Genomic DNA, 24,628 nt, shown 5'->3' with positions numbered 1-24,628 from the left:
AGCTCATCGAACAACTGTAAATTCCTATGAAATCGCATTGGCGCCGGATATGATCTCCGTAAGCTCCTGGGTAATGGCCCCCTGTCTTGCCCGGTTATAGGCCAGACCCAGTTCTTCTATCATCTCTTCCGCATTGTTGGTAGCAGAATCCATGGCCGTCATTCTGGCTCCGTTTTCACTGGCAACGGCCTCTAAAAGAGCGCCGTAGATCAGACTGCTCATGTACTTGGGAATGATGGAATCCAAAACCCGGTCCTCGTCAGGCTCGTAGTTCATAAGAGCCTGGTCAGCCTTTCTCTCTCCTCCTTCTATTTCTACGGGAAGAAGCTTCTTAAGGGTGGGAACATGGGTTACGGTGTTTTTAAAAGATGTATAGGCCAGATAAATTTCACTGATCTGCTCTCTTCCGAATGCGTCCAAAAGCTCCATGGTGATGTCAGAGGCATCCCGGTAGAGAGGCTCATTGATCACCTCGGAATAATCCGCGGCAATATGATACCCTTTTCTGGCCAGTGCATCCTTTCCCTTGCGTCCGATGGCATAGACATCCGTCACTTCCAGAGCAAGCCTTTCGTCTGCACAGACCAGTCTGGCAATGTTGTTGTTATAGCCTCCTGCCAGCCCCCGGTTTGAGGTGATGACGATAACCGCCTTGCGCCCGGATGTTCCTGACCTTAAGTATTTGTGGTCAATTCCATCGGACTTACTCAGCATGGAACCTATGGTCTCATACATCATGGTATAATAGGGCTTTGATTCCTCTGCCTTTGCCCTGGATTTTTGCAGCTTCACAGTTGATATGAGCTTCATGGCCTTTGTTATCTGTTCAGTACTGGAAATACTGTCTCTTCTTCGTTTGATATCCCTGATGGATGCCATGATTGTTCACCTGCCTTTAAAAGAGACCTGCTTTGCACTCGTTGATGGCCTTTTCCAACAGTTCCTCTGTTTCAGGCGTAATCTGCTTTGTTTCACGGATGCTTGCAGGAATCTGGTTGTACTTGCTTTCAATGAAACGGAACAGGGCCTTTTCAAAGTCCAGGATTTTCTCTGTGGGAATATCCAAAAGCAGCTTTCTCGTGGCAGCAAAGAGAATGATGATCTGGTATTCAACTGCCATAGGCTGATACTGCCCCTGCTTTAATACCTCTCTGATTCTCTCACCCTGGGCAAGCTGCTCTGCGGTAGCAGAATCCAGCTCGGAACCAAACTGGGCAAAGCTTGCCAGTTCCCGATACTGGGCCAATTCCACACGGATGGGGGCCGCAATCTTTTTCATGGCCGCAATCTGAGCGGAGCCGCCTACACGGGATACGGAAAGTCCTGCGTTGATAGCCGGACGGAAGCCTGCGTTAAACATCTCTGTTTCCAGATAAATCTGTCCGTCTGTGATGGAAATAACGTTGGTAGGGATATAAGCGGATACGTCCCCTGCCTGTGTCTCAATGATGGGAAGAGCGGTTAAGGAACCTCCTCCCAGCTCCTCGGAAAGCCTTGAAGCTCTCTCCAGCAGTCTGGAATGGAGATAGAAAACGTCTCCCGGATACGCCTCACGGCCCGGCGGTCTCTTTAACAGCAGGGACAGGGTGCGGTATGCAGCGGCATGCTTACTCAAATCGTCGTAAACAACCAGTACATCCTTTCCTTCCTCCATCCATTCCTCTCCCATAGCGCAGCCGGAATACGGTGCGATATACTGGAGGGGAGCTAAATCGGAAGCTGTTGATACGACAACGGTGGTGTAATCCATCGCGCCATACCCTTCCAGAGTCTTTACAATGGATGCAACCGTGGAAGCCTTCTGGCCGATGGCTACATAAATACAGTGAACCCCCTGGCCTTTCTGGTTGATGATGGTGTCAAGGGCAATGGCGGTCTTACCTGTCTGCCTGTCACCGATGATCAATTCACGCTGGCCTCTTCCAATGGGGATCATGGCATCGATGGCCTTGATTCCTGTCTGGAGAGGAGTATCTACTGATTTTCTGTCAATAACGCCGTGAGCCACTCGTTCAATCTTGCGGAATTTGTCTGTCTGGATAGGACCTTTGCCGTCAACCGGCTGGCCCAGGGCATTGACAACCCGTCCTGTCAGGGCATCGCCTACAGGTACCTCCACCACCCTGCCGGTGGTCTTTACCGTATCGCCTTCGCTGATAGCACCTGTGCCCAGCAAAACTGCACCCACGTTGTCCTCTTCCAGGTTGAGCACCATGCCGTAGATTTCTCCGGGGAACTCCAAAAGCTCTCCCTGCATGGCGTTTTCAAGGCCGTGAATGCGGGCGATTCCGTCCGCTACCTGAATGACTGTACCGACATCAGAGACTTCTAATTTCACGGAATATCTTTGAATCTGTTCCCTGATGACAGAACTGATCTCTTCTGGTCTTAAATTCATTAAGGTTTGCACCTTCTTTCTAAAGTTATAGTGTCAACTGCAGCTTTGACAAGCTGCGCCGCAGCTCATGAAGCTGTGTCCGGATGCTGGAATCCACCACCCGGTCCTTGATACGGATTACCATGCCGCCGATCAATTCCGGATCCACCTGATAATCCATCTCAACATCCACGTACCCGGTGGTTTCCAGCAGTTTTTTCACAAGCTGAGCCTTCTGCTCCTCTTTTAATTCCACTGCGCTGGTCACATGGGCCACGCCGATATTTTTATATTCCTTGACAGCATTTACGAAGTATTCGCAGATTGCCGGAATCTCCTTCTGCCTGCCCTTGTCCACAATGACTGCCAGAAAACCCATCAGGTCTTCTGATGTCCGTCCCTGGAAAATGTTCCTGATCATGCCGGTTTTCTCTTCTTTTCCGATCTTCGGATTATCGAGAAGCTGGCCTAAGGCCGGATTCTGATTCCAGATCTCCTTAAGAGCCGTTACTTCCTCGAACAAAGCGTCCACTTCCTGCTTTTCCAGGGCTTCCTCAAACAATGCATCGCCATATACTTTTGATATCAGCTTTGCCATGTGCTCTCACCCATTTCCCTTAAAGTTTCGTCAATCAGGGTTTCCTGCACTCTTAAGTCCATGGAGGATGCCACCACCTTACCGGCCATGGCAGATGCAATGGAGATGATCTGTTCCTTCATATCATCAAGAGCTTTCTTTCTCTCCAGCTCCACTTCCCGGTTTCCTCTTTCAACGATCCGGCTGGCTTCGTCTCTGGCCTGTGCAAGAATCTCTGATTCTCTCAGTCTCGCCTGCTTTCTGGCTTCTTCCAAGATAGCCTCCGCCTCCAGCTTCACTTCACGGAGCCTTGTCTCATACTCTTCCTTCATGGCGTGTGCAGCCTGCTTATCATCGGCAGCGTTTTTTAATTCTCCTGCAATCTTCTGCTTTCTCTTTTCCAGCATGTCGCGCACCGGATTAAACAGCATGTAGGACAATCCAAAAAACAGGATGAAGACGTTAATGGCTGTCACAAATGAATCGAAAAGCATCTGCGGGTCAAATCCCAATAATCGTTCCAAGGTTTCGCCTCCTCTCCCTATGTATTCTCGCCACTCTTTAGCTGAATGGCTTTAAGAACATGAGGATAGCAGCAACAGCGAAGCCGTAAAGACCGGTTGTCTCGGCAACGGCCTGTCCCAAAAGCATGGTGGAAGTGATATCCGCTCTCGCTCCCGGATTACGTCCAACCGCAGCCGCAGCATGGCCTGCCGCAATACCCTGACCGATACCAGGTCCGATACCTGCGATCATTGCAAGGCCTGCACCGATAGCGGAGCAGCCTAAGATAAAGTCCTGTCCTGAAAATCCGTTCATAGAAAAATTCCTCCTGAGTTTGATATTATTGAAATAAAGCCATGGTTAATCCATTTTGTCATTGACATATACCATGGTCAGCATACAGAATACATAGGTCTGGATAAGACCCGAAAACACATCACAGTACACGTGTAAAAATGATGGAATACCGATTTTTACGAAAATCGGCATCATCCCATACCACAGGCCCATGATCACACCGCCCGACATAATATTGCCGAATAAACGGAGGGACTGAGACAGCGGATTCGCTATTTCACCGATCAGATTGATGGGAAACAGGATGGGAAAGGGCTTAAACAGGCCTGTAAAGTGGCCGATCCCATGATTTTTAATTCCCTGGTACTGCACGATACAAAAAGTGAAAAAGCCCAGTGCGAACGTTACACCAAAATCTGCCGTCGGCGTTTTAATACCGAATAAACCGCCAATATTGCAGAACAATATGAAAATAAATATAGTTCCGATATAATTAACAAACCTTGACGCATGATGTCCCAGAATTCCCTTTGCCATACTGTCAATGGACTCCACCGTAAGCTCCATGATATTCTGGAACGTGCCGGGCACTTCACTGGCATGTTTCATCTTCCGGCTGGTAATCACCGCAAGGATCAGGATCACAATAGTCACAATACTGAGGCCTATATCAGTAGTTGTCACCCATAACTCCTGCCCAAAGGCATGGAATTTTGTAACGCCCTTGATCATAAAGTCTACTTTACTGGCATTTGCAACCACCATATGCGTAAACCTCCTTTCTTAAGCGATCTCACGAAACCGCAGGGAAGTCATGCTTCCTTCTTCCAGATTCCTGCGATTTTGTGCATAACAGGCTGTAAAAACGCACCAGCCTTCAGTCCGAGGACTCCGATTACCGCTGCCACAGGATTGATATAGTCCGAAAAACGGAGAATAATAACCACCAGCGTGACAATGAGCAGTAAATAACGGACCACAGAGCCTATCATGGTCCGCTTCTGAACGACCTTTGGATCTTCGGTTCTCATAGAGCCTTCCAGCACCAGAGCCATGGATAAAAACATGACCAGGGCCAGAGCCATACCCAGAAGCAGCCCTGCAAAAACAGAACCCTTCGGATAAATAAAAAGTGCCGCGGCCATAGCAGCCGCCGTGAAAACCACCATTCCGGCAGAAACCTCCAGCATCAGATTCTTTGTTTCCTTCCCCATGTTACAAGTCCTCCTGTCTACAAAAGTTTTCCGTCGTCATGGCGTTTCACACGGCTGGGCTGCTTTGGCTTATGCACATTCTCATGGCCCTTCTTCTGTCTCTCCATGTGCACCCTCTCATCCTCTTCCTTCTCCTCTTTTTCATTCATGGCAATGGCTGCTTTTGCCAGCTTATAGGCATTTAAGCCTCCCGCCAGAAATCCAAGAATCAAAAGGATCAAGGTCACGTTCGTCCCTGCATATCGGTCAATGTGGTAACCGGCAAAAATACAGACGAACACAGGTACCATGACATTCAACCCCAGTTGGGTCACCATCATAAGACTTCGCATTACACTTTTTTTGTAACGTATTTTTAACACCTGCCTTCTGAGACACATTATAACGAATATTTTGGACTTTGTCCATTAAATGAGGATATTTTTTTAACATTCTCTTAACACGGATACAACTTTCTTGTAACTGGACATGAATAAGCGGAGTTAACAAAAAAGGAGTGCCCTTTCGGACACTCTCTTTAATGTGCGGAATTAAGCTTCTCTGGTTGCCGGAAGAATGGTTTCCACCTCGGCATGGGGACGGGGGATCACGTGAACGGACACCAGCTCGCCCACTCTCTGGGCTGCCGCCGCACCCGCATCTGTGGCCGCTTTAACAGCGCCTACGTCTCCTCTTACCATAACGGTAACAAGGCCGCCGCCTACAAATTCTTTGCCTACCAGAGTCACATTGGCAGCCTTTACCATGGCATCTGCCGCCTCGATGGAGCCGATTAAGCCTTTTGTTTCGATCATTCCTAATGCATCATATTTCATTTTCTAATCCTCCTGATATATATTCATTTTTAATGGTTCTCTTATTTTACAATGGCGACAGTTGAGGAACAGTCAAGCCCCATGGCATTGGCTTCCTCTGTGTCAATATGGCATTCCAGACCTGAGGTTTCCGTCACCCGGATGGCCACGTGGCCGAAGACTCCGCCCCGGATTCCGTCTGCCTGAATGCTCACGCTCTGGCCGTCACAGACTCCAAACCTTTCGGCATCTGCCGGGGTCATGTGGATGTGTCTCTGGGCTATGATAAGGCCTTCTGCCGTCTGAACAGAGCCCCTGGGGCCTGTCAGAGTGATTCCCGGCGTTCCGGACAGTTCTCCGGACATCTTCGGTTCTGTCTTGGCTCCCAGCTTAAAACAGTCTGCCGCCAGAATCTCCACCTGAGTCTGCCCTCTTACAGGCCCCAGAATGCGGACCTTTTCAATGGCTCCCTTGGGGCCGCAAAGGGTTACGGTTTCCTTGCATGCGTACTGGCCGGGCTGGGATAAGTCCTTCATCCTGGTCAGCTCATATCCCTTTCCGAAAAGGGCGTCCAGATCCTCACGGGATAAATGCACATGGCGGTTGGAAACGCCTACCGGCACTCTCTGCTCTTCCTTTTGGGATTCCGCTTTTACAGCTTCCAGAAAAAGCTTCATGACCGCTTCATATTTATCCATTTCCCTTCTCCTCTCCGCCTGTGCTCACTGGCCCTTCATTGCCAGCACGATTTCCCTCACAAGGGCTGCCAGCTTATCGCTGTCACCGCCGCTTTCCGGGCTGGAAGAAGCTTTCCCGGACGTTTCCTTCCACAGGAAAGAAGCGTCTTCTTCTGCGAGGGTATCGCAGTCCTTTATTCCAAAGGCCACCTTTTTCACGTTGAGAAGGTGTTTGGGGCTCACATTTTCAGAAACAGAGCTTCCGCCGCAGGTTCCGCATCCCAGTGTGAAGGAAATGGGAAGGCCTGTGCTGATTCCTGTTCCGCCCTGGCTTCCTCCTGTGTTTACAAGGATTCTGGAAGCCGGCTTTGCTGCGAATTTGAGAACCTTATCCCGGTCCTGGGTGTGGATGCTCATGGTGTGGCCGATGCCGTTTTGCAAAAGGCGGATGCTTAAGCCGCAGGCTTCTTCCCAGTCCTTTACGGTGTAAAAGCCGAGAACAGTCGTCAGCTTCTCATAGGATAAAGGATAGCCCTCACCTACGCCCTCCTGCTTTCCGATGAGAACCTTAGTTCCCTCCGGAATCTGGATTCCTGCTGCCTGGGCGATGATCTGAGGGGAACGGCCTACAAATTTAGCATTCATGCTGTGGCCGTTTTTAAATAACAGAGCGCAGACTTTATCAGTTTCTTCCTTTGTCATAAAGTATCCGCCCTGTTTCTTAAACTCAGCCACCACCTCTGCGTGATTGCTTTCCTCGCAGATAATGGATTGTTCAGAGGCGCAGATCGTTCCGTAGTCAAAGGTCTTGCTGGCCAGAATGGTCTTTACCGCCTGTTTGACGTCAGCCGTCTTTTCTATGTAGGCCGGGGAGTTTCCTGCTCCCACTCCGATAGCCGGCTTTCCCGCGCTGTAGGCGGCTTTTACCATGGCCGGGCCTCCGGTTGCAATGATGACGGAAACTTCCCTGCACTTCATCAGCTCATTGGTAGAGCCCATGGAAGGCATGGATACGCAGCCGATCACTCCTTCCGGCGCTCCCGCTGCAACTGCGGCATCCCGCATCACCTCAGCCGCCTTTAAGGTGCATTTTGCAGCGGAAGGATGGGGGGAGAATACGATGGCATTTCCTGATTTCAAGGCGATCATGGACTTGAAAAATACGGTGGAAGTGGGGTTGGTGGAAGGGATGATTCCCATGACCAGACCTACCGGCTCCGCCACGTCAATGGTTTTGCTGACCGTATCTTCATCGAGAATTCCTCTCGTTTTCATGTCCTTTATTTCTTCGTATAAGAGAGTGGAAGCGGCGTGATTTTTATAAGCCTTATCCATGGCCTTTCCGAATCCAGTCTCTTCCGCCGCCATTTCTGCCAGACAAAGGGCGTGTTCCTCTCCTGCCTTTGCCATGGCTTTTAAAATGACGTCGATCTGCTCTGCCGTAAGCCCTGCCATCTTCTTTGCGGCGGCCTCACCTCTCCGGGCCAGGTCCCTTGCTTCCTGGATGGAGCGCAAATCATAATCAAAATTTTCCATGTTCTGGTTCTCCTTTTCTAATGATCTCAATCATTGGAGCTGTAATATTTCCTGAACTCTTCTAACAGCAGGGTCTTGTTCGCCTTTGAAATTTCCCGTCCGGCTATGGCAAGCTCCGGATACTCACGGGCAAGGGTCCGAAGCTCCGTCACCTTCATCTCTTCCAGCACTTTTAAGGTTTCTTCCAGGCCATCCTGCTCTATCCACAGATCGAGAGTTTCTCTTTTTATGGTGTCCACGGTTTCTGAGGCCGGGAAGGATTCATCTTCCATGATTTCAGAAATAGCTTTGGGCGGCACTTCTGCTGCATCAGTTAAATCCGGTTCTCTTTTCAGTTGATCGTCAATTTCCGTACTGTTGGAAGTTTCCAGATCATCGGAACCTCCAGGGCTATCCGGCCTGCCGGGCCCTCTGCCCACCACTGCCGCCAGCTCCTCATGGGGTCTGGGGATCACGTGGCAGGTCACCAGGGCATTTTCATGGATTCTCCCTGCCGCTGCTGCTCCGGCATCCACTGCCGCTTTCACAGCCGCCACATCGCCGGTCACTGCCACAGTGATCAGGCCGCCGCCCACCCTGGTCTTTTCCACAAGAGATACGTCTGCCGCTTTCAGCATGGCATCGGCGGCCTCAATGGCTGCTATCATGCCCTTTGTTTCTATAAAGCCAAGTGCCTGCATCCTCTACCTCCTTAAACCAGATCAGCCCAGTTTGCCGGATAGGTTGCATAAAATATTCTGGCTTTGTCCGGAGAACCCCATACCACTTTGGAGCCCGAAGGCACAAAGACCACATCTCCGGCCCTGGCTGTGTAGGTTTTTCCGTCAATGGAAACCGTAAGCGTTCCCTCAATTACGTAATCAATTTCTTCATAGGTCAGCTCCCATTCAAAACTGGAATGGTCGATGACCAGAAATCCGGCGCTGATATGGGATTCATCCTTGCTTATCAGCTCCTGGTAATAGGCTTTTGCGGAAGGGTTTCCTGTCTCAAATACATCCATTTTCACGGAATTTCCCCTCACCACCTTTAAGCCGTTTCCATGGCTTTCCGCTTCATAGGGCTTTAATATGTCATTTAACAGCCCTTTCTCCATCAAAGCCTTTAAAACCGTATAGATTTTCTCACTGTCCATTCCCTCAAAAACCGGAACAGTCGGAGAGATTTCCTCTTCCTTTTTGCAAAATGCGATTCCGCGCGCTTCTGCTGCATCCTTTGCAGACGGCGTGATGATGCTTCCGTCTTCTATATAAAATACCTTTTTGCCCTCTGCACTCACCGCCTCTATATCCTTTGCACAAACCAACTGCTTCATGCCATCACTCCCTTCTATCTAAATTGGCAGTCTTCATCAATGATTCCAATGACAACTGCATCCACGGGAACCTCATCGCTTCCCAGCATCCGTCTGGCAGAAGAGCCGGTGGAGATGATCACACGGTCCCCGATTCCCGCGCTGATAATGTCCGCCACGATCAGCCGTTCCCCTTCCCGTGTGCCTCCGATGATCTCAGCAAGCATGAATTTATATCCGTTTAAAGAATCCGCTTTTCTGGTCGCCCAGATGGTATCAATCAGTCTTGCCGCTACCATTCCTTTGCTCCTTCCTTTTCTCTCCGCCTGATTTCTTCCATGGCCGCCTCCACAGACGCTGTGTCTCCTAAGATTGCCAGCATGATCATATTCTGGGGACAGCTTCCCCTGATATCTTCCACTGTAACTCCCACAGCCTTTTCCGCCGCGTCGGCAGCGCAAACCATTTCAATGATCCTGCCCTGAATCAGTCCCACAGCATCGGCCTCTATGATGGGAGAGGAGGTCCCGGAACCCTTTCTTCGGTTTAAAATGTCCAGAGTCCCCTTTGACGGTGATTTAATAATCCGGTATTCCATACGTCCACTTCCTTTATGCCATCTCTTCCTGATTACAGGAAAATGCGATTCCAAGAGGGGTTACAAACATGGGGTTTTGGGGCTTCCTGGTTCTGACACCCGTCTGCTTTTCAATGATTTGTTCTATTCCAGCCAGACAGCAGGTTCCGCCTACCAGATAGATTTCCTCCACATCGTAGCACTTAATATGGCGGCTTATGATGGAGGCCACCTTTTCCACCACCGGCTTTAAAACCGGAAGCAGCTCCCTGTGATTTTCCTCTTTCCGCTTATAGGCTTCCGCCTCAGCAAAAGGCATGTGGTACGCCCCGGAAACCACCAGGGAAAAATGGGTTCCTCCCGTAGGCTCGTCAGCCACATACACCACCTTCCCATCCTTTAAAATGGAAATTCCCGTGGTGCCGCCTCCGATGTCCACAACCGCACCGTTTTTTATTTTCAGCACAGCGTTGGCTGCGGTAGGTTCATCCAGAAGGGCGGTGATCTCAAATCCGGCTCCCTGAACCACATTTTTAATGGCTCCTCCGTCCAGGGAATCCGTTCCCGGAGGGATTGCCGCAGAGGCGTAAATCAGCTCTGTGCCCAGCTTTTCCTCCAGCTCCTCCTTTAACTCCCTGACAATCCGGATGGCGCCGATGTAGTCCACCACCATCCCGTCACGGACCACGTCCGCATAACGGTAAGCCCCTGCTGCCGGTTTGTAATTCTCATCCAGCACCGCCAATACCACACACGCTGTTCCTAAGTCCACGCCCGTATAATAAACAGAGGATTTTTCTGTCACCGGCTTATGGATCACCGATTCAAAACGGCTCACCAGTTCATTGCAGCCGTCAAAGGTTATTTCTTCTTTTGACATACGCTTCCTCCATATTCCAGACATATCATCTGCGACAAACGGTTGATGACAGGGTTTAAATTCTCTTCTGAGGCCTCTGCCTGAAGCTCTCTCGTTTTACAGCGCAGGCGGTGAAGGATCAGGATTTCTTTTCCCTTTGGAGACTGGGCATGAAAGCCGGTGATCTCAAAACAGTCTTCTGAGGGACCCTCAAAGCTTTCCCTGTCAAAGCCGGTACAGCCATGAAAAGGGACTCCCTGCTTAAAAAGCCATCGTTCCAAGTCAAACACCTGCTCTGCCAGCAGCACATTCCTCTCCATCAGTTCCAGTCCTGCTTCCAGAAATTCCGCCTGAAGGGTTTTTATTTTCAGCATATATAGTTTATTTTCTCGAAGTATTCCAGCCGCATTTTCATCTTCCGCTGTCTTGCCGGGTTTTTCTTTTTCCTCCCTGCTTCCCTCCTGAATCATCACCTTATGATCCATCAGAAACTGCCGGGCTCCGGGAGTCAGCCTTGTTCCCTCCAAAATATCAAAGGAAGCAAAAGGCTCCTTGCGGAAAACAATCCTCAAATCGTCTTCTGTGATAAATTTCATGGGCAGCCTCCCTTGCACAGTTGACCGTAGATCGCTTCAATTTCCTCCAGCCTGGGCTTTCTTGGGTTGGTCACCGTACAGTTATCGGCTAAAGCCTTCTCTGCCATCTCTCTGACGGCCTGTTCATATTCGTCCTTATCTATCTTTAAATCCGTAATGTACCGGGGGATTTTGATCCGGTTCATCAGGTTTCTGATATGGCGGACCAGTCCGTGCACTGTGGCTTTATCCGTCCCTGCCGCAATTCCTGCCATGGCCGCTATGGCCCCGTACTTTTTGCAGGCTTCCTGTTCCGTTAAGTCCAAAAGCCCGGCATTGTAGCTGATGATGTGAGGCAGTAATATGGCATTGCTTCTTCCGTGAGGAATGTGAAACCTGGCTCCCAAAGCGTGGGCCATGCTGTGGCAGAGCCCCAGGGACGCCCCGTTAAAAGCGATTCCCGCCAGACAGGAGGCGTTGTGCATATGGGTTCTGGCTTCCATATCGCTTCCGTCTTCAACAGTCCTGCCCAGATGGTTCCATACAAGCCTGACAGCTTTTTCTGCACAGGCATCGGTAAAATCACTGGCACTGACCGACACGTAAGCTTCCAAAGCGTGAGTCAGCACATCCATTCCGGTATCAGCCGTAATATGGGGCGGAACCGACACGGTAAACCGCGGGTCCAAAAAGGCCGCATCAGGCATCATATCGTCAGACCGAAGGGGATACTTTGCCTGGGCCTTTGGGTCGGAAATCACGGAAAAATTCGTCACTTCGCTTCCCGTTCCGCTGGTGGTGGGGACTGCCGCAAGATACAGGCGTTCATTTTCCAGCCTGGTGTAAATATGGCTGGCCGCCTTTGCCGTATCAATGGCAGAACCGCCTCCCAGGGCGATCACCCCGTCAGGTCCAAAGGCCTTCATCTTTTCGATTGCCTTTGAAACCACTTCAATGGAGGGGTCCGGCACCACTTCAGAAAAGACTTCATAGCTGCTGCCCATCTCTTTTAAAAGCTCTGTAATCCAGTCAGACCTTCCCGACTGGACCATAAAAGGATCGCAGATGAGAAACGCCCTTTTTACAGGCATATCCTTCAGCCCTTCCAGACAGGAAGGTCCCATATAAATCTTTGTTTTCATTGCAAATTGCTCCACTTCTCATTTCCCTCCTTTCCCTCTGTTTTAAGGGCCTCCATCAGCTCATCAATTCCGGCTCCCGACTCCGGATCAATGCGGTAATAAGGCTCTTTGACTCCGGTCCTCCTCAACTGGCGGGCACAGAAGCTATCCCGCTCCCGGTTTTCCTCCCCGCCTGTGATCACACCGATGACAGGAACCCGGAAAGCCTTTGCAAAGCCCGGCGGGTAGATTTCCCGGTTCAAAGACCGGTCTGCCACCATCAGCACATGGGACGCATCCTGGGCAGCCGCAATGATGTGCTTGTGCATCCAGGGGCTTTCTAAGTAAACGCCCGGCACATCCAGGGTCTTTTCCCCGTATACCATGTTCTGAGTCCGCTTTGCCGGGCCGCTTTTGCCGTTGATGGCATGGGCCAGCAGGGTCTTTTTGCTTCCGGAAGGGCCGATAATCATAATTCTCTTTTTTCTCATGTCCTCGTTACCGCCGGAACCATATAGCCAAGCCCCCGGCTTAAAGTATCGCAGACAGCCTTTAAAGCCGTTTCCACACTGTCCACATCTCCTGCAATGATGACCGAACCGGTGAACCGGTCTAAAAAGCCCACTTCCACGTCAGCCGCCTTTGCCGCAATATCCGCTGCAATGATGGAGGTTTCAAAGGGTGAAAGGGTGAGAATCCCGATAGCCCCCAGCTCATCGATGCCGAGGCACTCATACACCTCAGGTATGGGCGATGCGATCACATGGGCGATGGTGACCTGTTTTCCCGGCACCGATTCCTCTATGACACGCTGCATTTCCACCATGACTTCTCCCCTTTCTCAGTGTTTCACCACAGTAACAGGAAATTGATACTCCTTCATCCACCCTTCGATCCGGTCTAAATCCTCGGAACTCAAGCTGGGGTCCCCTTCCAGGGGGTATTCCATCTGAAGCTGGTTGTATTTATTGACTCCCAGTTTGTGATAAGGAAGCAGGTCAATTCCCTTAAAATTCTTATGATCCTTATAAGGCATCAGAAACCGGATTACCTGGTCAATCTCCTGTCTGCTGTCATTGATTCCTTTTAACATGGGCATGCGGACCTTGACGTTATAACGGCGGTGAAGCAGTTCCCGTAAATTGGTGAGAATCCGCTCGTTATTGACTCCCGTCAGCTCATTGTGCCGCACTGGGTCCATGTGCTTGATATCAAACAGGAACAAATCCACATATTCCCCGATCTTTAAAATGGTTTCCGTCTTCGTATAGCCGCAGGTTTCAATGGCCGTATTGATTCCTTCCCGTTTACAGGCCATCAAAAGGGTCAGGGCGGCCTCAGGCTGGGAGGTCACTTCACCGCCTCCAAGGGTCACCCCTCCGCCTGAAATATCGTAAAAGCCGGCATCTTCTTCCACTAGCTTTAACAGTTCAGAAATGGTCTTTACCTCTCCGGCAATGGTCAGGGCGCTGTTAGGGCAGATGTTTTTGCATTTCATACAGCCGATGCAGTCTTTATCCCGCCTGATTTCATGTTCACCCGTCCCGGACATCACATGGATTCCCACGGGGCACACCTCCTGGCAGGCCCCGCAGTTCACACAGGAATTTTGCTTATACATCACCTGGAATTTCCGTTCCAGCCCTTCCGGGTTAGAACACCACTTGCACCGGAGAGGACAGCCTTTAAAGAACACCATGGTTCTGATTCCCGGCCCATCGTACATGTTGTATTTCTGCACGTTGAAGATAAACGCCTTGCGCTCGATCTCCCCTGTATTTCCATGGTCCATTGTGATTGTTCTCCCTTTCCCTTTAGAAATGGGTCAGCATGGTTCTGCTGATGATCTCATCCTGCACATCCTTGCACAGCTCCACAAAGAATGCGCTGTAGCCTGCCACCCGGACGATCAAGTCGCGGTAGAGCTCCGGATGCTTTTGAGCCTCGATCAGAGTATCGTTATCCAGGTAGTTAAACTGCATCTCTCCGTTTCCGAACATGCAGGCAGTCCGAAGAAGGGTAATCAGGCTTTCCTCTCCTTCCGGTGTATCCAGCATTCCGGCCATGATCTTAAAGTTGTGAACCATACCGATGTTCATGCTGTCATTGGACATCTTGGATACAGACTTAATAATGGCTGTCGGGCCCTTAAAGTCCGCACCCTGAGAGGGGCTGATGCCGTCGGAAAGGGGCTGCCACGCATTGCGGCCATTGGCAGAAGCGCCTGTCAGCTGCCCGAATGGGGTGTTGTTGGAAATGGACAGGGTTCCGTGGCTCAATACGGAATACAGGGTTTTGTATTTTCTGTGCTCATGCTCTGTGAAATCCACCAGATCAGCGGCAATCAAGTCGGCATAATCGTCGTCATTTCCGTACTTGGGAGCGTTGAGGCAGTCGGTTCGAATCTGGTCATAGCCGATGAAATCCGCCTTTAATGCCTGGTTTAACTGCTCCAGAGTGTATTTCTTATCGTCAAATACCAGCTTTTTAATGGCTGCCATGGAGTCCGCATACGTTGCAAGGCCGGACCAGATGACACCGGGGCCGAAGTTATACATGGCTCCGCCTGAGGATACGTCTTTTCCCTTTTCCATACAGCCCTCGTACATGATGGACATGAGAGGCTTTGGAGCCAGGTCCCTGTGGACTCTCTGGGAAATCACAGTGGCGACGCTGGTCCACTTGGTTATGTATCTGATCTGTTCCTTTACCGCTGCCTCAAACTCTTCATACGTCTTAAAGCTGCTTAAATCTCCCATATCCGGGCACACCTGCTTGCCGTAGGAAAGAGGAACGCCCTGGTTTAACACCAGCTCAATGCAGATAGGCCACTGGGTATAGCCGGTTGAAGTCCACTGATAGAGGCGGCCTGACTTCTGAGGTTCTACACAGCCCATGAGGCAGTAGTCACGGGCATCCTCAATGGAAACGCCTTTTGCCAGCATCATCTTGATGTGGGCATCGTCAAAGTGGCAGGCAGGAAAGCCCATACCGGAGCGCACCACATCCACGATTTTCTTTAAGTATTTTTTCGGAGACTTGTTGTGGATACGGCAGGCGAGGGAAGGCTGGTAAATCTTCACGTGGCGGACTGCATCCATTAATAAGTAGGTTAAGTCATTGGTGGCATCGTGGCCGCTTCTGGTCACACCGCCCACGCACATATTGACAAATGGCTGATAGCCTGCAAAGAACTTGGAGCCGCCTTCGCTGGTGATCCACATCATTTCAGACATCTTGATCAGCATACAGCCTGCCAGCTCAAAGGCCTGATAATCGTTCATGCGTCCGGATTCCATGTCATCTTTATAGAAAGGATACATGTACTGGTCCACACGTCCGATGGACATGCCGGTCTGGTTTTCTTCCACCACCAGAAGGGATTCAATGGTCCATACGGCCTGAACAGCCTCCCAGAAGGTCCTTGGCTTGTGAGCCGGAACGTAGGCATTTACTTCGGAAATCTTTAACAGCTCTGCTTTGCGCTTTGGATCGGCTTCTTTGTCAGCCAGCTCTTTCGCGTACTCAGAAAGCCTTTTCGCATAAATCATAACGCCTTCTGTGGTGTCGATGATGGATTTATAGAAGTAAATCTTTTTGATATCATCGGGATTTTCATATTTTAACTCTTCCAGATGCTCTCTGGCTTCCTGCTGGATATCCAGCATGCCCTTTTTCATGAGGATCACGTCATAACCGGGATTGGAGTCTCCGCCGCCGTTTAATGCGTGATAGGAGCAGTCTGATACAAAGGATTCACCGGACAGTTCCCACACTCCGGCTTCCCGGTACTGGTCTTCACAGTATTCGTCAACGGATTTGCCGTACCAGTATGGGAAGAGCTCTTCCTTCATGATCTTCTTATCTTCATCAGAAATATAGAAGGGGTCCTGAGGGCGGCTTCCGATGGTATCGATCTCATCCATCATCCATCTCCAGGCAATATCAGGGGAAAATGCACCTGCACGGGGGGCGCCGCAGGGTGCGCCTACGATCAGCTCATTGTCCTGAATCACCAGGGGAGCCGTCTCGCAGCAGTAACGGAAGCATTTTGCGCGGAGCATGACTTTGGGCATACCGGGATTTTCTCTGGCAATCTTGGTGATGGCGCGGGCGCGGTAAGTCGTGATGGAAGGCTTATGAGTCAGGTACTTTTCTTTCAGCTTCTGAAGCCTTGGGGTGATTCCTTCCGGTATTTCTGTACCGCCCTCGCTGCATACGGCTGTTCCCAAAGGCGCTGCTTCTTTTTTATTGATCTCGTCAGAAACGGTTTCAAACATCTTCATCAGGGCAGATCTCTCTTCCGGTGTCATGTTCCTGGTCGCTTCTGCAAATTTATTTGAAAATTCACGAATATCCAATATAGTTTCCCTCTCTTTCAATGATTCTCAGTCCAGTTCCCTGGACAGAGTTTCTAATATCTGTTTCAAAAGCTGTTTCACATCCTCTTCCTCTTCCTCAGAAGGAGGGTTCCGAAAGCCCTTAAGAAACTCTCCGGCTTCCCGGACTCCGTATCCTACCTTTCTCCGGTAGATGAAGTTCATGGGAGAGACGTTATCCGCCGTGATTCCAGCCCCTGCCGTAATGCCTCCCAGGGTCATGGCAGGAAACAGGTTGGTGGTGGCTCCCATGCTTCCCAAGGTTGCAGGGGTGTTCACCAGAACCCTTCCCACAGGCTTCTTTAATGCGAACTGGCGGATCACTTCTTCGTCTTTCGAATGGATGACAAGGGTGTGTCCATGGCTTTTGACCAGCAGGCTCATGCACTTTTCACAGGCATGGAGCCAGTCGTTTTCTATGTAGTAGGCCAGAACAGGGCAGAGAAACTCCGTTGCAAAGGGGTTCTGGTCAGAGATGTATTTCTGCTGGGAAACCAATACCCTGACAGAATCCGGCAAGTCAAATCCAGCCCAGCGGGCAAGATGGAGGGCTGATTTTCCCATGACCTCCATATCCGCCTTTCCTTTTTCCGGGCAGAGGAGGTTCACCAGCTTTTTCTCTTCCTCTTCGCTCATGAAGTGAGCTCCGTTTTTCACCATTTCAGCTCTTACTTCCTCTGCAATCAGACTGTCCGCCACCACATACTGCTCTGCCGCGGGTACAATTCCGTGGTCAAAGGTTCTGCTGGCAATGATGTCGCAAACTGCCTGCCTCACATCGGCTGTCCGTTCAATAAAGACCGGGCTGTTTCCCGTTCCTCCGTAGATATAGGGCTTTCCGCTTTCTGCTCCCTCCCGGCACAGGTCCGAAACTCCGGTGTTGATGACCATGGCCGCTGCCGGGTGGCCGATCAGCTCCCTGATTCCGGATTTTGTCACTGTCTTTAAACAGCTTATGGCTCCCTCCGGAAGAGCGCAGTCCCTTGCCGCTTCTGCCAGCCTGTCAATGAGGCGGGCCGTCACTTTAGAAGCCCTCTCATGAGGGGCAATGACAATGGGATTTCCTGATTTTACGGCAGTCAGCACCTGATAAATGGCGGTGGAAACCGGGCTGTAGGCCGGAGTCAGTGAGACAAGAACTCCCACCGGAACGCCGATATCCATGGTCCTTTCCCTGGCATCTTCATGCAGGATTCCCACGCATTTCATGGACCTTAACCGCCCAGGCAGGGTATCGCAGATGAACCTGTTCTTTAAAACCTTATCCTGCTGCCTCCCGTATCCCGTCTCTTCCGCTGATAAGGCCGCCAGCTCTTCTGCCAGCTCTTTCGCTGCGGCTGCAAGGCATTCCACCGCAGAATCCAGCCTTTCCTGGGAAAAGGTGAGCATGGCTTCTCTGGCTTCCCGCGCCTCTTCCATTAAAACCCTGGCCTCCTGTATGGAGAGCAGGTCTTTGTCTACAAAATTCATTTACATTTCTCCCTCCATTCGGGATTTCACCGCTTCCGTTACGGTGCAGCCGGTAAGGCATAGCGCCTGGCGATCTTTTCCAAGTCCGGATGGGGTCTTGGAATGACCACAGAGCTGTAAACCTCAGCCCCCATGTCCTTTACCGCCTTAACTCCCGCCTCCACAGCAGTCTTGCAGGCTCCCACATCGCCCTGTACCAGGACGGAAATATAACCGGAAGCTACATTTTCATAGCCGATCAGTTGCACATCCGCTGCTTTGCACATGGCATCAGCGGCCTCCAGAACAAATACCAGGCCGAAGGTTTCGATTGCGCCTATGGCTTCATATCTTTCCATATATGGTTTTCCTCTCTTTATGCGTCAATATCGTGGACGGATACAATGTCGCCCACTTCCTTGATGGGTCTTGGCATCACATTCTTTGCAGTCAGCTTGCCGATGGCTGCCGCTGCTTCTGCTCCCGCTTCCACGGAGGAGCGGACTGCCGCCACATCGCCCTTGACCATAATGGTCACCAGGGTGGAGCCTACGTTTTCATAGGAAATCAATTCCACATCTGCCGCCTTAAGCATCTTATCCGCCGCTTCTAAGGCAGGAACCAGGCCCAAGGTTTCCACCAGGCCCAAAGCTTCTTCTCCGTAATATCTCACCTTTGCAAACCTCCTTCATTTTTACTGGCTGCGGTATTTCTTATCCACATATTTTTCAACGGAGTTTTTTCCGTCTTCGTTGATTTCATAGCACATGCGCAAATCCCCGTCTTCATCCAGATCATAGCCGCATAAGGATACTAACCCGTTCGCTTCCAGCGTCATGACATGGTCCAGATAGCGGGCTTTGGTGAATTGGAGTTCTCCGCCGTAAATGGGCTTTAATGCCTCCATAATCTGAGTGACATTTGCATTTTTAACCCCGTACAAATAATTTAAAACTGCTGTTCTCGCAGGTAATAACATGGTTTTATTCCCCTTTCTTAAATAAATCCAGCGGATTCATGGTCACCAGGATTGCACCTGCCACGATGACGATGGAACCGGTGACGATTGTAGGGGTCACTGCCTGCCCCAGGAACAGGATGCAGAAGAATACGCCCCAGAATGCATACGTCACGTTTAAGGACATACCTACCGCACAGCCTACTGTCGAATTGCTCTTATACCAGCACAAGTAGGATACTGCCGCACTTAAACCGGAAAATACCAGCCAGATGACAGGAATTCCTGCAAAAAGGGTTCCGCTTAACAGGCCCATGCCTCCCACGATGGGAAGGATTACGAATAAGTCCACAACTCCGGAAATCAACTGGCGTAAATTAATCGCCACATCCGTATCGATCATGGCACCGCCGTAAGCGGAGAAAACGCCCTCCAGGCCCCAGCAGATAGCCGCCACAAATGCAAAAATAATGCCAAGGGTGAAATTGCTGCTCCCCTCCGGCTTGGACCAGTTGATGATAATGGCTCCGGCCACACATACCAGCATGCCTGCCATCACTCGTTTTGTGATCTTCTGGTTTAAGAAAATCCTTGCAAAAACAGCTCCGAACAGAGCGCACATGGCGGAAATGGGGATGGCATAAGCGCCTGCCATGGAAAGTCCGATGAGGTAAGCGCCGTTTGCTATGGGACCGCCAAGGAGAGAGCCAATGACGATCATCTTTCCCGGAAATGTGTTTAAGCTTCGTCCCATCTCACGGAGGCGTCCGCTTTTGGCATTGTAGATGGTCAGCCAGACTCCTGCAAAAAGGTCATTTAAGCCGGAGCATACGTAAGGGCCGGCCAAAAGTCCCGCTGCGCTCACAAGAGGTTCATAATATCCTGCCACCATTACAAGAACGGTATAAATGCCGTATGTAAGGCCGGAAATCGCGCCGGTGGACAATCCGGTTCTGCGGAATTTTTTATTGACAGCCGCCATCTTTTCACTTGCAGATACAGGCGCCATTTTTGCAGATACAGTGTTTACCTGAGTACTCATTCTTTACTCTCCTTTTTTCTCTTTTGGAAGAATGGTTTCCACCTCGCCGTGAGGACGGGGGATCACATGAACAGAAACCAGCTCCCCTACTCTCTGGGCCGCAGCAGCGCCTGCGTCAGTAGCTGCCTTGACTGCACCCACATCACCTCTTACCATAACGGTAACAAGGCCGCCGCCTACAAATTCTTTTCCTAAAAGTGTGACGTTGGCCGCCTTAACCATTGCATCTGCGGCTTCGATGGAGCCGATCAGTCCCTTTGTCTCAATCATTCCCAATGCGTCATATTTCATGTTTTGTTTCCTCCTTAATTGAATACTGCACAAAATTCAGGTTTTTTATTTCTCTTTTCTTTCTCTACGTTCAGCTGAAACGTTTAGAAGACAGGGCGCCCTTTCAAATATCACTAATTTTATTTTTCGAGCCCGCGGTTTTCTATGCATTTAGTATAGAACCTCCCCCTATGGGGAATGTCAATACATATTTAAACTTTTATTTTTCCCTGAAACGCAAAAAAACAGGGAAGGTTTTTTCCTTCCCTGCTCCCTATTCTCTGTATATGGGCACCATCACTTCCGAGACGAATTCTGCCGGGTTTCTGGTTGTCCAGTAATCCACCACATACCGCTCAAAGCTTTCCTTACCGCACCGGTACCCCCTCTTTTCCACCCAGTCCAATATCTTTTCATATTCCTCATCAATGGTTTCATGCTCCCCGATATGGTACACGGAGGCGGCCATGAACCCGCCGTAATCCTGGCGGTTTAAGCAGTCCTTGCACGGATGAATGGGCTTTTGTATGATTTTGGCCCGTTTGCATTTTCCCGCCATCTTTTCTTCAAAGGAGTCAAACCGTAAAATCACAGGCCCTGTAATCTCATTTTCAGCCGATTCCAGATGATTGGTCCATTCGATGTTGATAATGGATTCCATGTAATTATAGTCAAAGTCCTGTTCCATACCGCAGTAGGTGACCGGCTGAACGTATTTTACGGAAACGTCGTGAACGTCGTGCTCAAGGACCATCTTGGCTTCCTGAATCAGTTCATACCAGTCCTTAATGGAAACATAGCTGTTGTGAATCTGCTGTTCCTGGATGCGAAGCTGATCGATCTTGCTGCGGAAGTTCTGTTCCACGCAGTAATATGTATTTCCTTCCACCAGCCCCTGCATTTCCTCCAGCTTAAACCCCATCTGCTTGTAATACTTGACGATCGGCACCGTCAGAAGGGTTTCCTTGTTATAATACCGGTAGCTGTTCTCTTTGCATATCATATCCGGAGGTATGATCCCTATCTTGTCGTAAAAGCGCAGGGCCTTCGTCGAAATTTTGCAGATTTTACTGACTTCCCCGATTGAATATTTTTTACCTTCCATGATAACCCCTTATAAGTATGTTACCTGACTAAGAGTTCCCCGTGCCCTCTGATCACCTGACTTCTTCATTTCCCCGTTTGTAAGTCCAGTATAACCCTTCCCGTATAGGGGAATGTCAAGACTAACTTATGCAATCTATTGTAAACGAAAACAGCTTGGGCAGGAAGCAGAAAAATCTGTAAAAAAACAGGCCCTCCGGTTAGGCGGAAAGGCCTGCAGCTTACGAAACAATCATTATCTTAACCGTTCAATCATCTCCAGAACTTCTTTCTTAGGCTTCACTCCCACAGAAGTGGTCTGTGCTTTTCCATCTTTGAAAATGACAACAGTAGGAATGGTCATGACCCTGAACTGTCTTGCCAGCTCAGGCTGCTCATCCACGTTCACTTTGCCCACCTTTACATCAGGAAGGTTCGCTTCTGCAATTTCATCCAAAACAGGGGCAAACATCTTGCAAGGACCGCACCATGCTGCCCAAAAATCTACGACTGCAATGCCGCTGCTGATTTCGCTTTCAAAATTTTCCTCTGTTAATGTAATTACTGCCATATTATATTCCTCCTTCTAAGTCTGACTTTCTTATATCTGTCTTTTATAGTTTTATCATAATCTGAAACTCTCATAACAACCTTACTGTTATTATAAAAGTTACAGTTCTATTTGTCAATATCTTTTTTTCGTTCCCTTCCGAAATCAAAGCCCAGTTGTCCGGCTTTTTTGAGAAATCCTTCTTTTTCTTCCTGCAATCTCCCATCATCCCATTCTTCTTCCGCAGAAGACAGTTTTTTGCAGTCCAATTCCTCTTTTCCGACCCTTCCGCCCTCATATCCTCCGCTCAGCTTCAGGTCAATGCGGACATTTTCTTTTTTATAAGCAAGGTTTAATGACGGTATATCAAATACCCGCCTGCCCTTTTGTCCTGAGCCGGAATAGACCACGGTTTCCAGGTCCGCTTCCCTGTCTCCGATGCCGATTCTCCCCTTGATGGAAGCGCTCCTGTTAATTTCCAGGAGAAGGCTTACATCAGCCAGTCCCTCCACCTGAATGGAACTGATATTCAGCTTTTTATCAATGGTAAATAAGACCTCCTGAACCTCTTTTCCGGTTTTCCGCTCCGTCAAAAGCCTGCCCCATTCCTTTATATCCCTTAAAGCCTCTTCCTCCAAAAATCCTCCCACCTGACCGAGATACTGCTCAAAGACAGAGGCTGGAATGACGGCTTTCAGCCTTATTCCCTCTTCATCCCTTCCGTCAAACTGTATTTCGCTCTGGTTCATCATGGTGACGGCGCCTTCCTTTAAGGCTTCAAACTTCTGCCTGGGACCGTTTTCCTTCTGGGGAATGAGGGAAAAGCCTACAACCTGCTTTATGGCTTCCTGACTCGTCTTCACGGAGAATCCGCCTGCTCCGGGAAGACAGAGCAGGACGTTTTCCTCATCAGCCCAGTAATCCAGCCCTTCCCCTGGTTTTTCCAGAAAATATACCTTAAGGTTTCCCTGGGCAAAGGTGTTGTCTTCATTTTTTATATGCCTCCAGGAAACCCCAAGGCCGCCGGAAATCACGGGAACCGAAAGGCCGTTCCATCTGGCCTCCTCTGCTTTCAGCTCCAGAAGGCTTTCTCTGGCTTCCCTCATATTTCCCCGCTCTCTTCCCCATAGGTCCAGAAGCCTTCCTCTGGTCTGAAGCACAGAACGGGTTAAGTAAAACCTGGCATAATACTTTGGAATGTAGTGCCTTTCCGCAGCCACAAAAGCGCCCAGCATAAATGCGATCACTCCGATCCATGCCAGCCACAGATGGATTTCCGGGATCTTGCCTTTCCCGTCATTTTTATATGATTCCTGTTTGACTGAGTTTTTCTTCCAGAGGTTCATTCGGCTCAAGCACCTTTCTTTGCAGTACAATTCCAATTATCAGGGGTATCAAATATCAGCAGTATTCCTTGTTCTATTATTTGATATTATAGCCGTTTCTCCCCTTAAATGCAATGTTCTGCTTCTATATCAGGCGCTGCTTTGTCAGGTTATTGCCACCTTTTATGCCATCTGGAAAGAATCTGTTCCAGGGACTCCGTCATTTGCGTCATGAAAGGATGACCCGTTTTTTGCTTATAAAAAGCCTGGGCATAGTTTTGAGCCCTTTCCTTTTCCGACGGATGGTAATACCGCTCTGCCCGGCTTTGAAACATCTCTTCCAGCTCTTCATCGTCAAGAGCATGATAAGTCTCTTCAAATACCACAAAGCGTTTCTCAAACCGGGGCATGTGGACCCGCTTGAAGTTTTCGGGATAATAGCCCATAGGAAGGACCATCAGAGGCACCACATGAGGCGGCAGGTTGAGAAGCTCAGAAAGCTCCCTGTCACTGACCAGAGTGGAACCGATGTAACAGCTCCCGATCCCAAGGCTTTCCGCTGCGATGACTGCGCTGTGGGCAGCGATCATGGTGTCCTCAAAGGCCAGCAATAAGTCTGAAAGGTCCGGCTGGCGAAAGCCGATCCCTTCTGCCATGGCATACTGCTCCACTCCCTTTAACTGGTTATATCTGGTCCATTTATACTGGTCCGCCAGAAAAACCAGAATTACAGGGGCAGTTGCGATAAACTTCTGGTGATTGCACAGTTGCGCAATCTGTTCCTTTCTCTTCTCATCCTCGATCTTTAAGATAGAGTAATGCATCTGGTTGCATGCGGAAGGGGAACTTAAAGCTGCGTTTAGGATCACTTCCATATCTTCTTCCCGGATGGCCTTTTTCTCATAACGCCGTAAGGACACCCGTTCCTTTAATAACTGACTGATACTATTCATTTTTATACTCACTCCTTTCGCGCTGCTCAAGGCACAAAACGTTATAAAAGCGTTGTCTTTGGCAGCCCTCTTTTCTATAATTAAGTTGCTGACTCCTTAGTAAAAAGTGAAATGTATCCGGAAATCCACAACCGGTATCTTCGCTTGAGAAAGCGGCACGGCCACAAGAAGGCTATCATTGCAATAGCAAGAATGCTTCTAACAGCATTATATAACA

32 protein-coding genes are annotated in these 24,628 nt (G+C 49.7%); all 32 read right to left on the bottom strand.

Annotation, left to right across the window (positions count from 1 at the left end):
- Positions 1-24: 24 nt before the first annotated feature.
- The 32 genes from atpG to QM657_RS15230 all read right to left on the bottom strand — a co-directional run bounded on the left by atpG (position 25) and on the right by QM657_RS15230 (position 24,411).
- Positions 25-879, bottom strand: coding sequence for an ATP synthase F1 subunit gamma (gene atpG / locus QM657_RS15385; RefSeq protein WP_415067584.1), 855 nt, complete (start codon positions 877-879; stop codon positions 25-27).
- Positions 880-895: 16 nt separating this feature from the next.
- Complete coding sequence (atpA, locus tag QM657_RS15380) at positions 896-2,398, bottom strand: F0F1 ATP synthase subunit alpha (RefSeq protein WP_415067583.1); 1,503 nt, start codon at positions 2,396-2,398, stop codon at positions 896-898.
- A 25-nt stretch (positions 2,399-2,423) separates the two neighbouring features.
- A complete protein-coding gene (atpH, locus tag QM657_RS15375) occupies positions 2,424-2,975 on the bottom strand; it encodes an ATP synthase F1 subunit delta (RefSeq protein WP_415067582.1) in 552 nt (183 codons plus the stop codon).
- Positions 2,963-3,478, bottom strand: coding sequence for a F0F1 ATP synthase subunit B (atpF, locus tag QM657_RS15370; RefSeq protein WP_415067581.1), 516 nt, complete (start codon positions 3,476-3,478; stop codon positions 2,963-2,965). Before atpF ends, atpH begins: the two co-directional genes overlap by 13 nt.
- Before the next feature lie 37 nt (positions 3,479-3,515).
- Entirely contained in the window at positions 3,516-3,773 is a 258-nt protein-coding gene (gene atpE / locus QM657_RS15365; protein WP_333646437.1) for an ATP synthase F0 subunit C, read from the bottom strand.
- Between the two features lie 45 nt (positions 3,774-3,818).
- Positions 3,819-4,520, bottom strand: coding sequence for a F0F1 ATP synthase subunit A (gene atpB / locus QM657_RS15360; RefSeq protein WP_415067580.1), 702 nt, complete (start codon positions 4,518-4,520; stop codon positions 3,819-3,821).
- A gap of 47 nt (positions 4,521-4,567) precedes the next feature.
- On the bottom strand, positions 4,568-4,969 hold the full coding sequence (locus QM657_RS15355; RefSeq protein ID WP_415067579.1) for an ATP synthase subunit I: 402 nt from the start codon (positions 4,967-4,969) through the stop codon (positions 4,568-4,570).
- 17 nt (positions 4,970-4,986) lie between these two features.
- Positions 4,987-5,301 carry an AtpZ/AtpI family protein gene (locus tag QM657_RS15350; RefSeq protein WP_415067578.1) on the bottom strand — a complete coding sequence of 105 codons (315 nt, stop codon included), beginning with the start codon at positions 5,299-5,301 and terminating at the stop codon, positions 4,987-4,989.
- Between the two features lie 198 nt (positions 5,302-5,499).
- Complete coding sequence (gene eutM, locus QM657_RS15345) at positions 5,500-5,784, bottom strand: ethanolamine utilization microcompartment protein EutM (protein WP_415067577.1); 285 nt, start codon at positions 5,782-5,784, stop codon at positions 5,500-5,502.
- 41 nt (positions 5,785-5,825) lie between these two features.
- Positions 5,826-6,461, bottom strand: coding sequence for a phosphate propanoyltransferase (locus QM657_RS15340; protein ID WP_415067576.1), 636 nt, complete (start codon positions 6,459-6,461; stop codon positions 5,826-5,828).
- A 24-nt stretch (positions 6,462-6,485) separates the two neighbouring features.
- Positions 6,486-7,976, bottom strand: coding sequence for an acetaldehyde dehydrogenase (acetylating) (locus QM657_RS15335; RefSeq protein WP_415067575.1), 1,491 nt, complete (start codon positions 7,974-7,976; stop codon positions 6,486-6,488).
- Between the two features lie 26 nt (positions 7,977-8,002).
- Complete coding sequence (locus QM657_RS15330; RefSeq protein WP_415067574.1) at positions 8,003-8,656, bottom strand: BMC domain-containing protein; 654 nt, start codon at positions 8,654-8,656, stop codon at positions 8,003-8,005.
- 11 nt (positions 8,657-8,667) lie between these two features.
- Positions 8,668-9,291, bottom strand: a complete 624-nt coding sequence (locus QM657_RS15325) for a cupin domain-containing protein (protein ID WP_415067573.1) — start codon at positions 9,289-9,291, stop codon at positions 8,668-8,670.
- A 14-nt stretch (positions 9,292-9,305) separates the two neighbouring features.
- Positions 9,306-9,569 (bottom strand): EutN/CcmL family microcompartment protein, encoded by a 264-nt coding sequence (locus QM657_RS15320; protein WP_415067572.1) that lies wholly within the window; start codon positions 9,567-9,569, stop codon positions 9,306-9,308.
- Entirely contained in the window at positions 9,563-9,868 is a 306-nt protein-coding gene (locus QM657_RS15315) for a BMC domain-containing protein (RefSeq protein WP_415067571.1), read from the bottom strand. Before QM657_RS15315 ends, QM657_RS15320 begins: the two co-directional genes overlap by 7 nt.
- A 13-nt stretch (positions 9,869-9,881) precedes the next feature.
- A complete protein-coding gene (eutJ, locus tag QM657_RS15310; RefSeq protein ID WP_415067570.1) occupies positions 9,882-10,727 on the bottom strand; it encodes an ethanolamine utilization protein EutJ in 846 nt (281 codons plus the stop codon).
- On the bottom strand, positions 10,709-11,302 hold the full coding sequence (locus QM657_RS15305) for a hypothetical protein (RefSeq protein ID WP_415067569.1): 594 nt from the start codon (positions 11,300-11,302) through the stop codon (positions 10,709-10,711). Before QM657_RS15305 ends, eutJ begins: the two co-directional genes overlap by 19 nt.
- Entirely contained in the window at positions 11,299-12,423 is a 1,125-nt protein-coding gene (locus QM657_RS15300) for a 1-propanol dehydrogenase PduQ (protein WP_415067568.1), read from the bottom strand. Before QM657_RS15300 ends, QM657_RS15305 begins: the two co-directional genes overlap by 4 nt.
- The gene (locus tag QM657_RS15295) at positions 12,420-12,893 is read right to left on the bottom strand and encodes a EutP/PduV family microcompartment system protein (protein WP_415067567.1); all 474 of its coding nucleotides are present in this window, start codon (positions 12,891-12,893) and stop codon (positions 12,420-12,422) included. The genes QM657_RS15300 and QM657_RS15295 overlap by 4 nt, the downstream gene beginning before the upstream one ends.
- Positions 12,890-13,228 (bottom strand): BMC domain-containing protein, encoded by a 339-nt coding sequence (locus tag QM657_RS15290; protein ID WP_415067566.1) that lies wholly within the window; start codon positions 13,226-13,228, stop codon positions 12,890-12,892. The genes QM657_RS15295 and QM657_RS15290 overlap by 4 nt, the downstream gene beginning before the upstream one ends.
- 15 nt (positions 13,229-13,243) lie before the next feature.
- The gene (cutD, locus tag QM657_RS15285; protein ID WP_415067565.1) at positions 13,244-14,194 is read right to left on the bottom strand and encodes a choline TMA-lyase-activating enzyme; all 951 of its coding nucleotides are present in this window, start codon (positions 14,192-14,194) and stop codon (positions 13,244-13,246) included.
- Positions 14,195-14,216: 22 nt separating this feature from the next.
- Positions 14,217-16,763: a choline trimethylamine-lyase gene (cutC, locus tag QM657_RS15280; protein WP_415067564.1), complete on the bottom strand. Its 2,547-nt coding sequence runs from the start codon at positions 16,761-16,763 to the stop codon at positions 14,217-14,219.
- 27 nt (positions 16,764-16,790) lie between these two features.
- On the bottom strand, positions 16,791-18,251 hold the full coding sequence (locus QM657_RS15275; protein ID WP_415067563.1) for an aldehyde dehydrogenase family protein: 1,461 nt from the start codon (positions 18,249-18,251) through the stop codon (positions 16,791-16,793).
- Between the two features lie 38 nt (positions 18,252-18,289).
- Entirely contained in the window at positions 18,290-18,589 is a 300-nt protein-coding gene (locus QM657_RS15270; RefSeq protein WP_415067562.1) for a BMC domain-containing protein, read from the bottom strand.
- 17 nt (positions 18,590-18,606) lie between these two features.
- Positions 18,607-18,903: a BMC domain-containing protein gene (locus QM657_RS15265; protein WP_415067561.1), complete on the bottom strand. Its 297-nt coding sequence runs from the start codon at positions 18,901-18,903 to the stop codon at positions 18,607-18,609.
- Positions 18,904-18,924: 21 nt separating this feature from the next.
- The gene (locus QM657_RS15260; protein ID WP_415067560.1) at positions 18,925-19,209 is read right to left on the bottom strand and encodes a hypothetical protein; all 285 of its coding nucleotides are present in this window, start codon (positions 19,207-19,209) and stop codon (positions 18,925-18,927) included.
- Between the two features lie 4 nt (positions 19,210-19,213).
- A complete protein-coding gene (locus QM657_RS15255) occupies positions 19,214-20,230 on the bottom strand; it encodes a DMT family transporter (RefSeq protein WP_415067559.1) in 1,017 nt (338 codons plus the stop codon).
- A 3-nt stretch (positions 20,231-20,233) separates the two neighbouring features.
- Complete coding sequence (gene eutM / locus QM657_RS15250) at positions 20,234-20,521, bottom strand: ethanolamine utilization microcompartment protein EutM (RefSeq protein WP_415067558.1); 288 nt, start codon at positions 20,519-20,521, stop codon at positions 20,234-20,236.
- A gap of 253 nt (positions 20,522-20,774) precedes the next feature.
- Complete coding sequence (locus QM657_RS15245; protein ID WP_415067557.1) at positions 20,775-21,605, bottom strand: MerR family transcriptional regulator; 831 nt, start codon at positions 21,603-21,605, stop codon at positions 20,775-20,777.
- A 234-nt stretch (positions 21,606-21,839) separates the two neighbouring features.
- Entirely contained in the window at positions 21,840-22,154 is a 315-nt protein-coding gene (gene trxA, locus QM657_RS15240) for a thioredoxin (RefSeq protein WP_415067556.1), read from the bottom strand.
- 107 nt (positions 22,155-22,261) lie between these two features.
- On the bottom strand, positions 22,262-23,479 hold the full coding sequence (locus QM657_RS15235) for a hypothetical protein (protein ID WP_415067555.1): 1,218 nt from the start codon (positions 23,477-23,479) through the stop codon (positions 22,262-22,264).
- A gap of 149 nt (positions 23,480-23,628) precedes the next feature.
- On the bottom strand, positions 23,629-24,411 hold the full coding sequence (locus tag QM657_RS15230; protein WP_415067554.1) for a nitroreductase family protein: 783 nt from the start codon (positions 24,409-24,411) through the stop codon (positions 23,629-23,631).
- Positions 24,412-24,628 lie beyond the last annotated feature (217 nt).

This window comes from Lacrimispora sp. (assembly GCF_047605665.1).
Lineage (GTDB): Bacteria > Bacillota > Clostridia > Lachnospirales > Lachnospiraceae > Lacrimispora.
This window is presented reverse-complemented; position numbering and strand designations above follow the sequence as displayed.

What these genes read in the sequence shown, in the direction of transcription:
- atpG (WP_415067584.1), bottom strand. Translation starts at nt 879, where the DNA reads ATGGCATCCATCAGGGATATCAAACGAAGAAGAGACAGTATTTCCAGT.
- atpA (WP_415067583.1), bottom strand. Translation starts at nt 2,398, where the DNA reads ATGAATTTAAGACCAGAAGAGATCAGTTCTGTCATCAGGGAACAGATT.
- atpH (WP_415067582.1), bottom strand. Translation starts at nt 2,975, where the DNA reads ATGGCAAAGCTGATATCAAAAGTATATGGCGATGCATTGTTTGAGGAA.
- atpE (WP_333646437.1), bottom strand. Translation starts at nt 3,773, where the DNA reads ATGAACGGATTTTCAGGACAGGACTTTATCTTAGGCTGCTCCGCTATC.
- atpB (WP_415067580.1), bottom strand. Translation starts at nt 4,520, where the DNA reads ATGGTGGTTGCAAATGCCAGTAAAGTAGACTTTATGATCAAGGGCGTT.
- QM657_RS15355 (WP_415067579.1), bottom strand. Translation starts at nt 4,969, where the DNA reads ATGGGGAAGGAAACAAAGAATCTGATGCTGGAGGTTTCTGCCGGAATG.
- QM657_RS15350 (WP_415067578.1), bottom strand. Translation starts at nt 5,301, where the DNA reads ATGCGAAGTCTTATGATGGTGACCCAACTGGGGTTGAATGTCATGGTA.
- eutM (WP_415067577.1), bottom strand. Translation starts at nt 5,784, where the DNA reads ATGAAATATGATGCATTAGGAATGATCGAAACAAAAGGCTTAATCGGC.
- QM657_RS15340 (WP_415067576.1), bottom strand. Translation starts at nt 6,461, where the DNA reads ATGGATAAATATGAAGCGGTCATGAAGCTTTTTCTGGAAGCTGTAAAA.
- QM657_RS15335 (WP_415067575.1), bottom strand. Translation starts at nt 7,976, where the DNA reads ATGGAAAATTTTGATTATGATTTGCGCTCCATCCAGGAAGCAAGGGAC.
- QM657_RS15330 (WP_415067574.1), bottom strand. Translation starts at nt 8,656, where the DNA reads ATGCAGGCACTTGGCTTTATAGAAACAAAGGGCATGATAGCAGCCATT.
- QM657_RS15325 (WP_415067573.1), bottom strand. Translation starts at nt 9,291, where the DNA reads ATGAAGCAGTTGGTTTGTGCAAAGGATATAGAGGCGGTGAGTGCAGAG.
- QM657_RS15320 (WP_415067572.1), bottom strand. Translation starts at nt 9,569, where the DNA reads ATGGTAGCGGCAAGACTGATTGATACCATCTGGGCGACCAGAAAAGCG.
- QM657_RS15315 (WP_415067571.1), bottom strand. Translation starts at nt 9,868, where the DNA reads ATGGAATACCGGATTATTAAATCACCGTCAAAGGGGACTCTGGACATT.
- eutJ (WP_415067570.1), bottom strand. Translation starts at nt 10,727, where the DNA reads ATGTCAAAAGAAGAAATAACCTTTGACGGCTGCAATGAACTGGTGAGC.
- QM657_RS15305 (WP_415067569.1), bottom strand. Translation starts at nt 11,302, where the DNA reads ATGAAATTTATCACAGAAGACGATTTGAGGATTGTTTTCCGCAAGGAG.
- QM657_RS15300 (WP_415067568.1), bottom strand. Translation starts at nt 12,423, where the DNA reads ATGAAAACAAAGATTTATATGGGACCTTCCTGTCTGGAAGGGCTGAAG.
- QM657_RS15295 (WP_415067567.1), bottom strand. Translation starts at nt 12,893, where the DNA reads ATGAGAAAAAAGAGAATTATGATTATCGGCCCTTCCGGAAGCAAAAAG.
- QM657_RS15290 (WP_415067566.1), bottom strand. Translation starts at nt 13,228, where the DNA reads ATGGTGGAAATGCAGCGTGTCATAGAGGAATCGGTGCCGGGAAAACAG.
- cutD (WP_415067565.1), bottom strand. Translation starts at nt 14,194, where the DNA reads ATGGACCATGGAAATACAGGGGAGATCGAGCGCAAGGCGTTTATCTTC.
- QM657_RS15275 (WP_415067563.1), bottom strand. Translation starts at nt 18,251, where the DNA reads ATGAATTTTGTAGACAAAGACCTGCTCTCCATACAGGAGGCCAGGGTT.
- QM657_RS15270 (WP_415067562.1), bottom strand. Translation starts at nt 18,589, where the DNA reads ATGGAAAGATATGAAGCCATAGGCGCAATCGAAACCTTCGGCCTGGTA.
- QM657_RS15260 (WP_415067560.1), bottom strand. Translation starts at nt 19,209, where the DNA reads ATGTTATTACCTGCGAGAACAGCAGTTTTAAATTATTTGTACGGGGTT.
- QM657_RS15255 (WP_415067559.1), bottom strand. Translation starts at nt 20,230, where the DNA reads ATGAGTACTCAGGTAAACACTGTATCTGCAAAAATGGCGCCTGTATCT.
- eutM (WP_415067558.1), bottom strand. Translation starts at nt 20,521, where the DNA reads ATGAAATATGACGCATTGGGAATGATTGAGACAAAGGGACTGATCGGC.
- QM657_RS15245 (WP_415067557.1), bottom strand. Translation starts at nt 21,605, where the DNA reads ATGGAAGGTAAAAAATATTCAATCGGGGAAGTCAGTAAAATCTGCAAA.
- trxA (WP_415067556.1), bottom strand. Translation starts at nt 22,154, where the DNA reads ATGGCAGTAATTACATTAACAGAGGAAAATTTTGAAAGCGAAATCAGC.
- QM657_RS15235 (WP_415067555.1), bottom strand. Translation starts at nt 23,479, where the DNA reads ATGAACCTCTGGAAGAAAAACTCAGTCAAACAGGAATCATATAAAAAT.
- QM657_RS15230 (WP_415067554.1), bottom strand. Translation starts at nt 24,411, where the DNA reads ATGAATAGTATCAGTCAGTTATTAAAGGAACGGGTGTCCTTACGGCGT.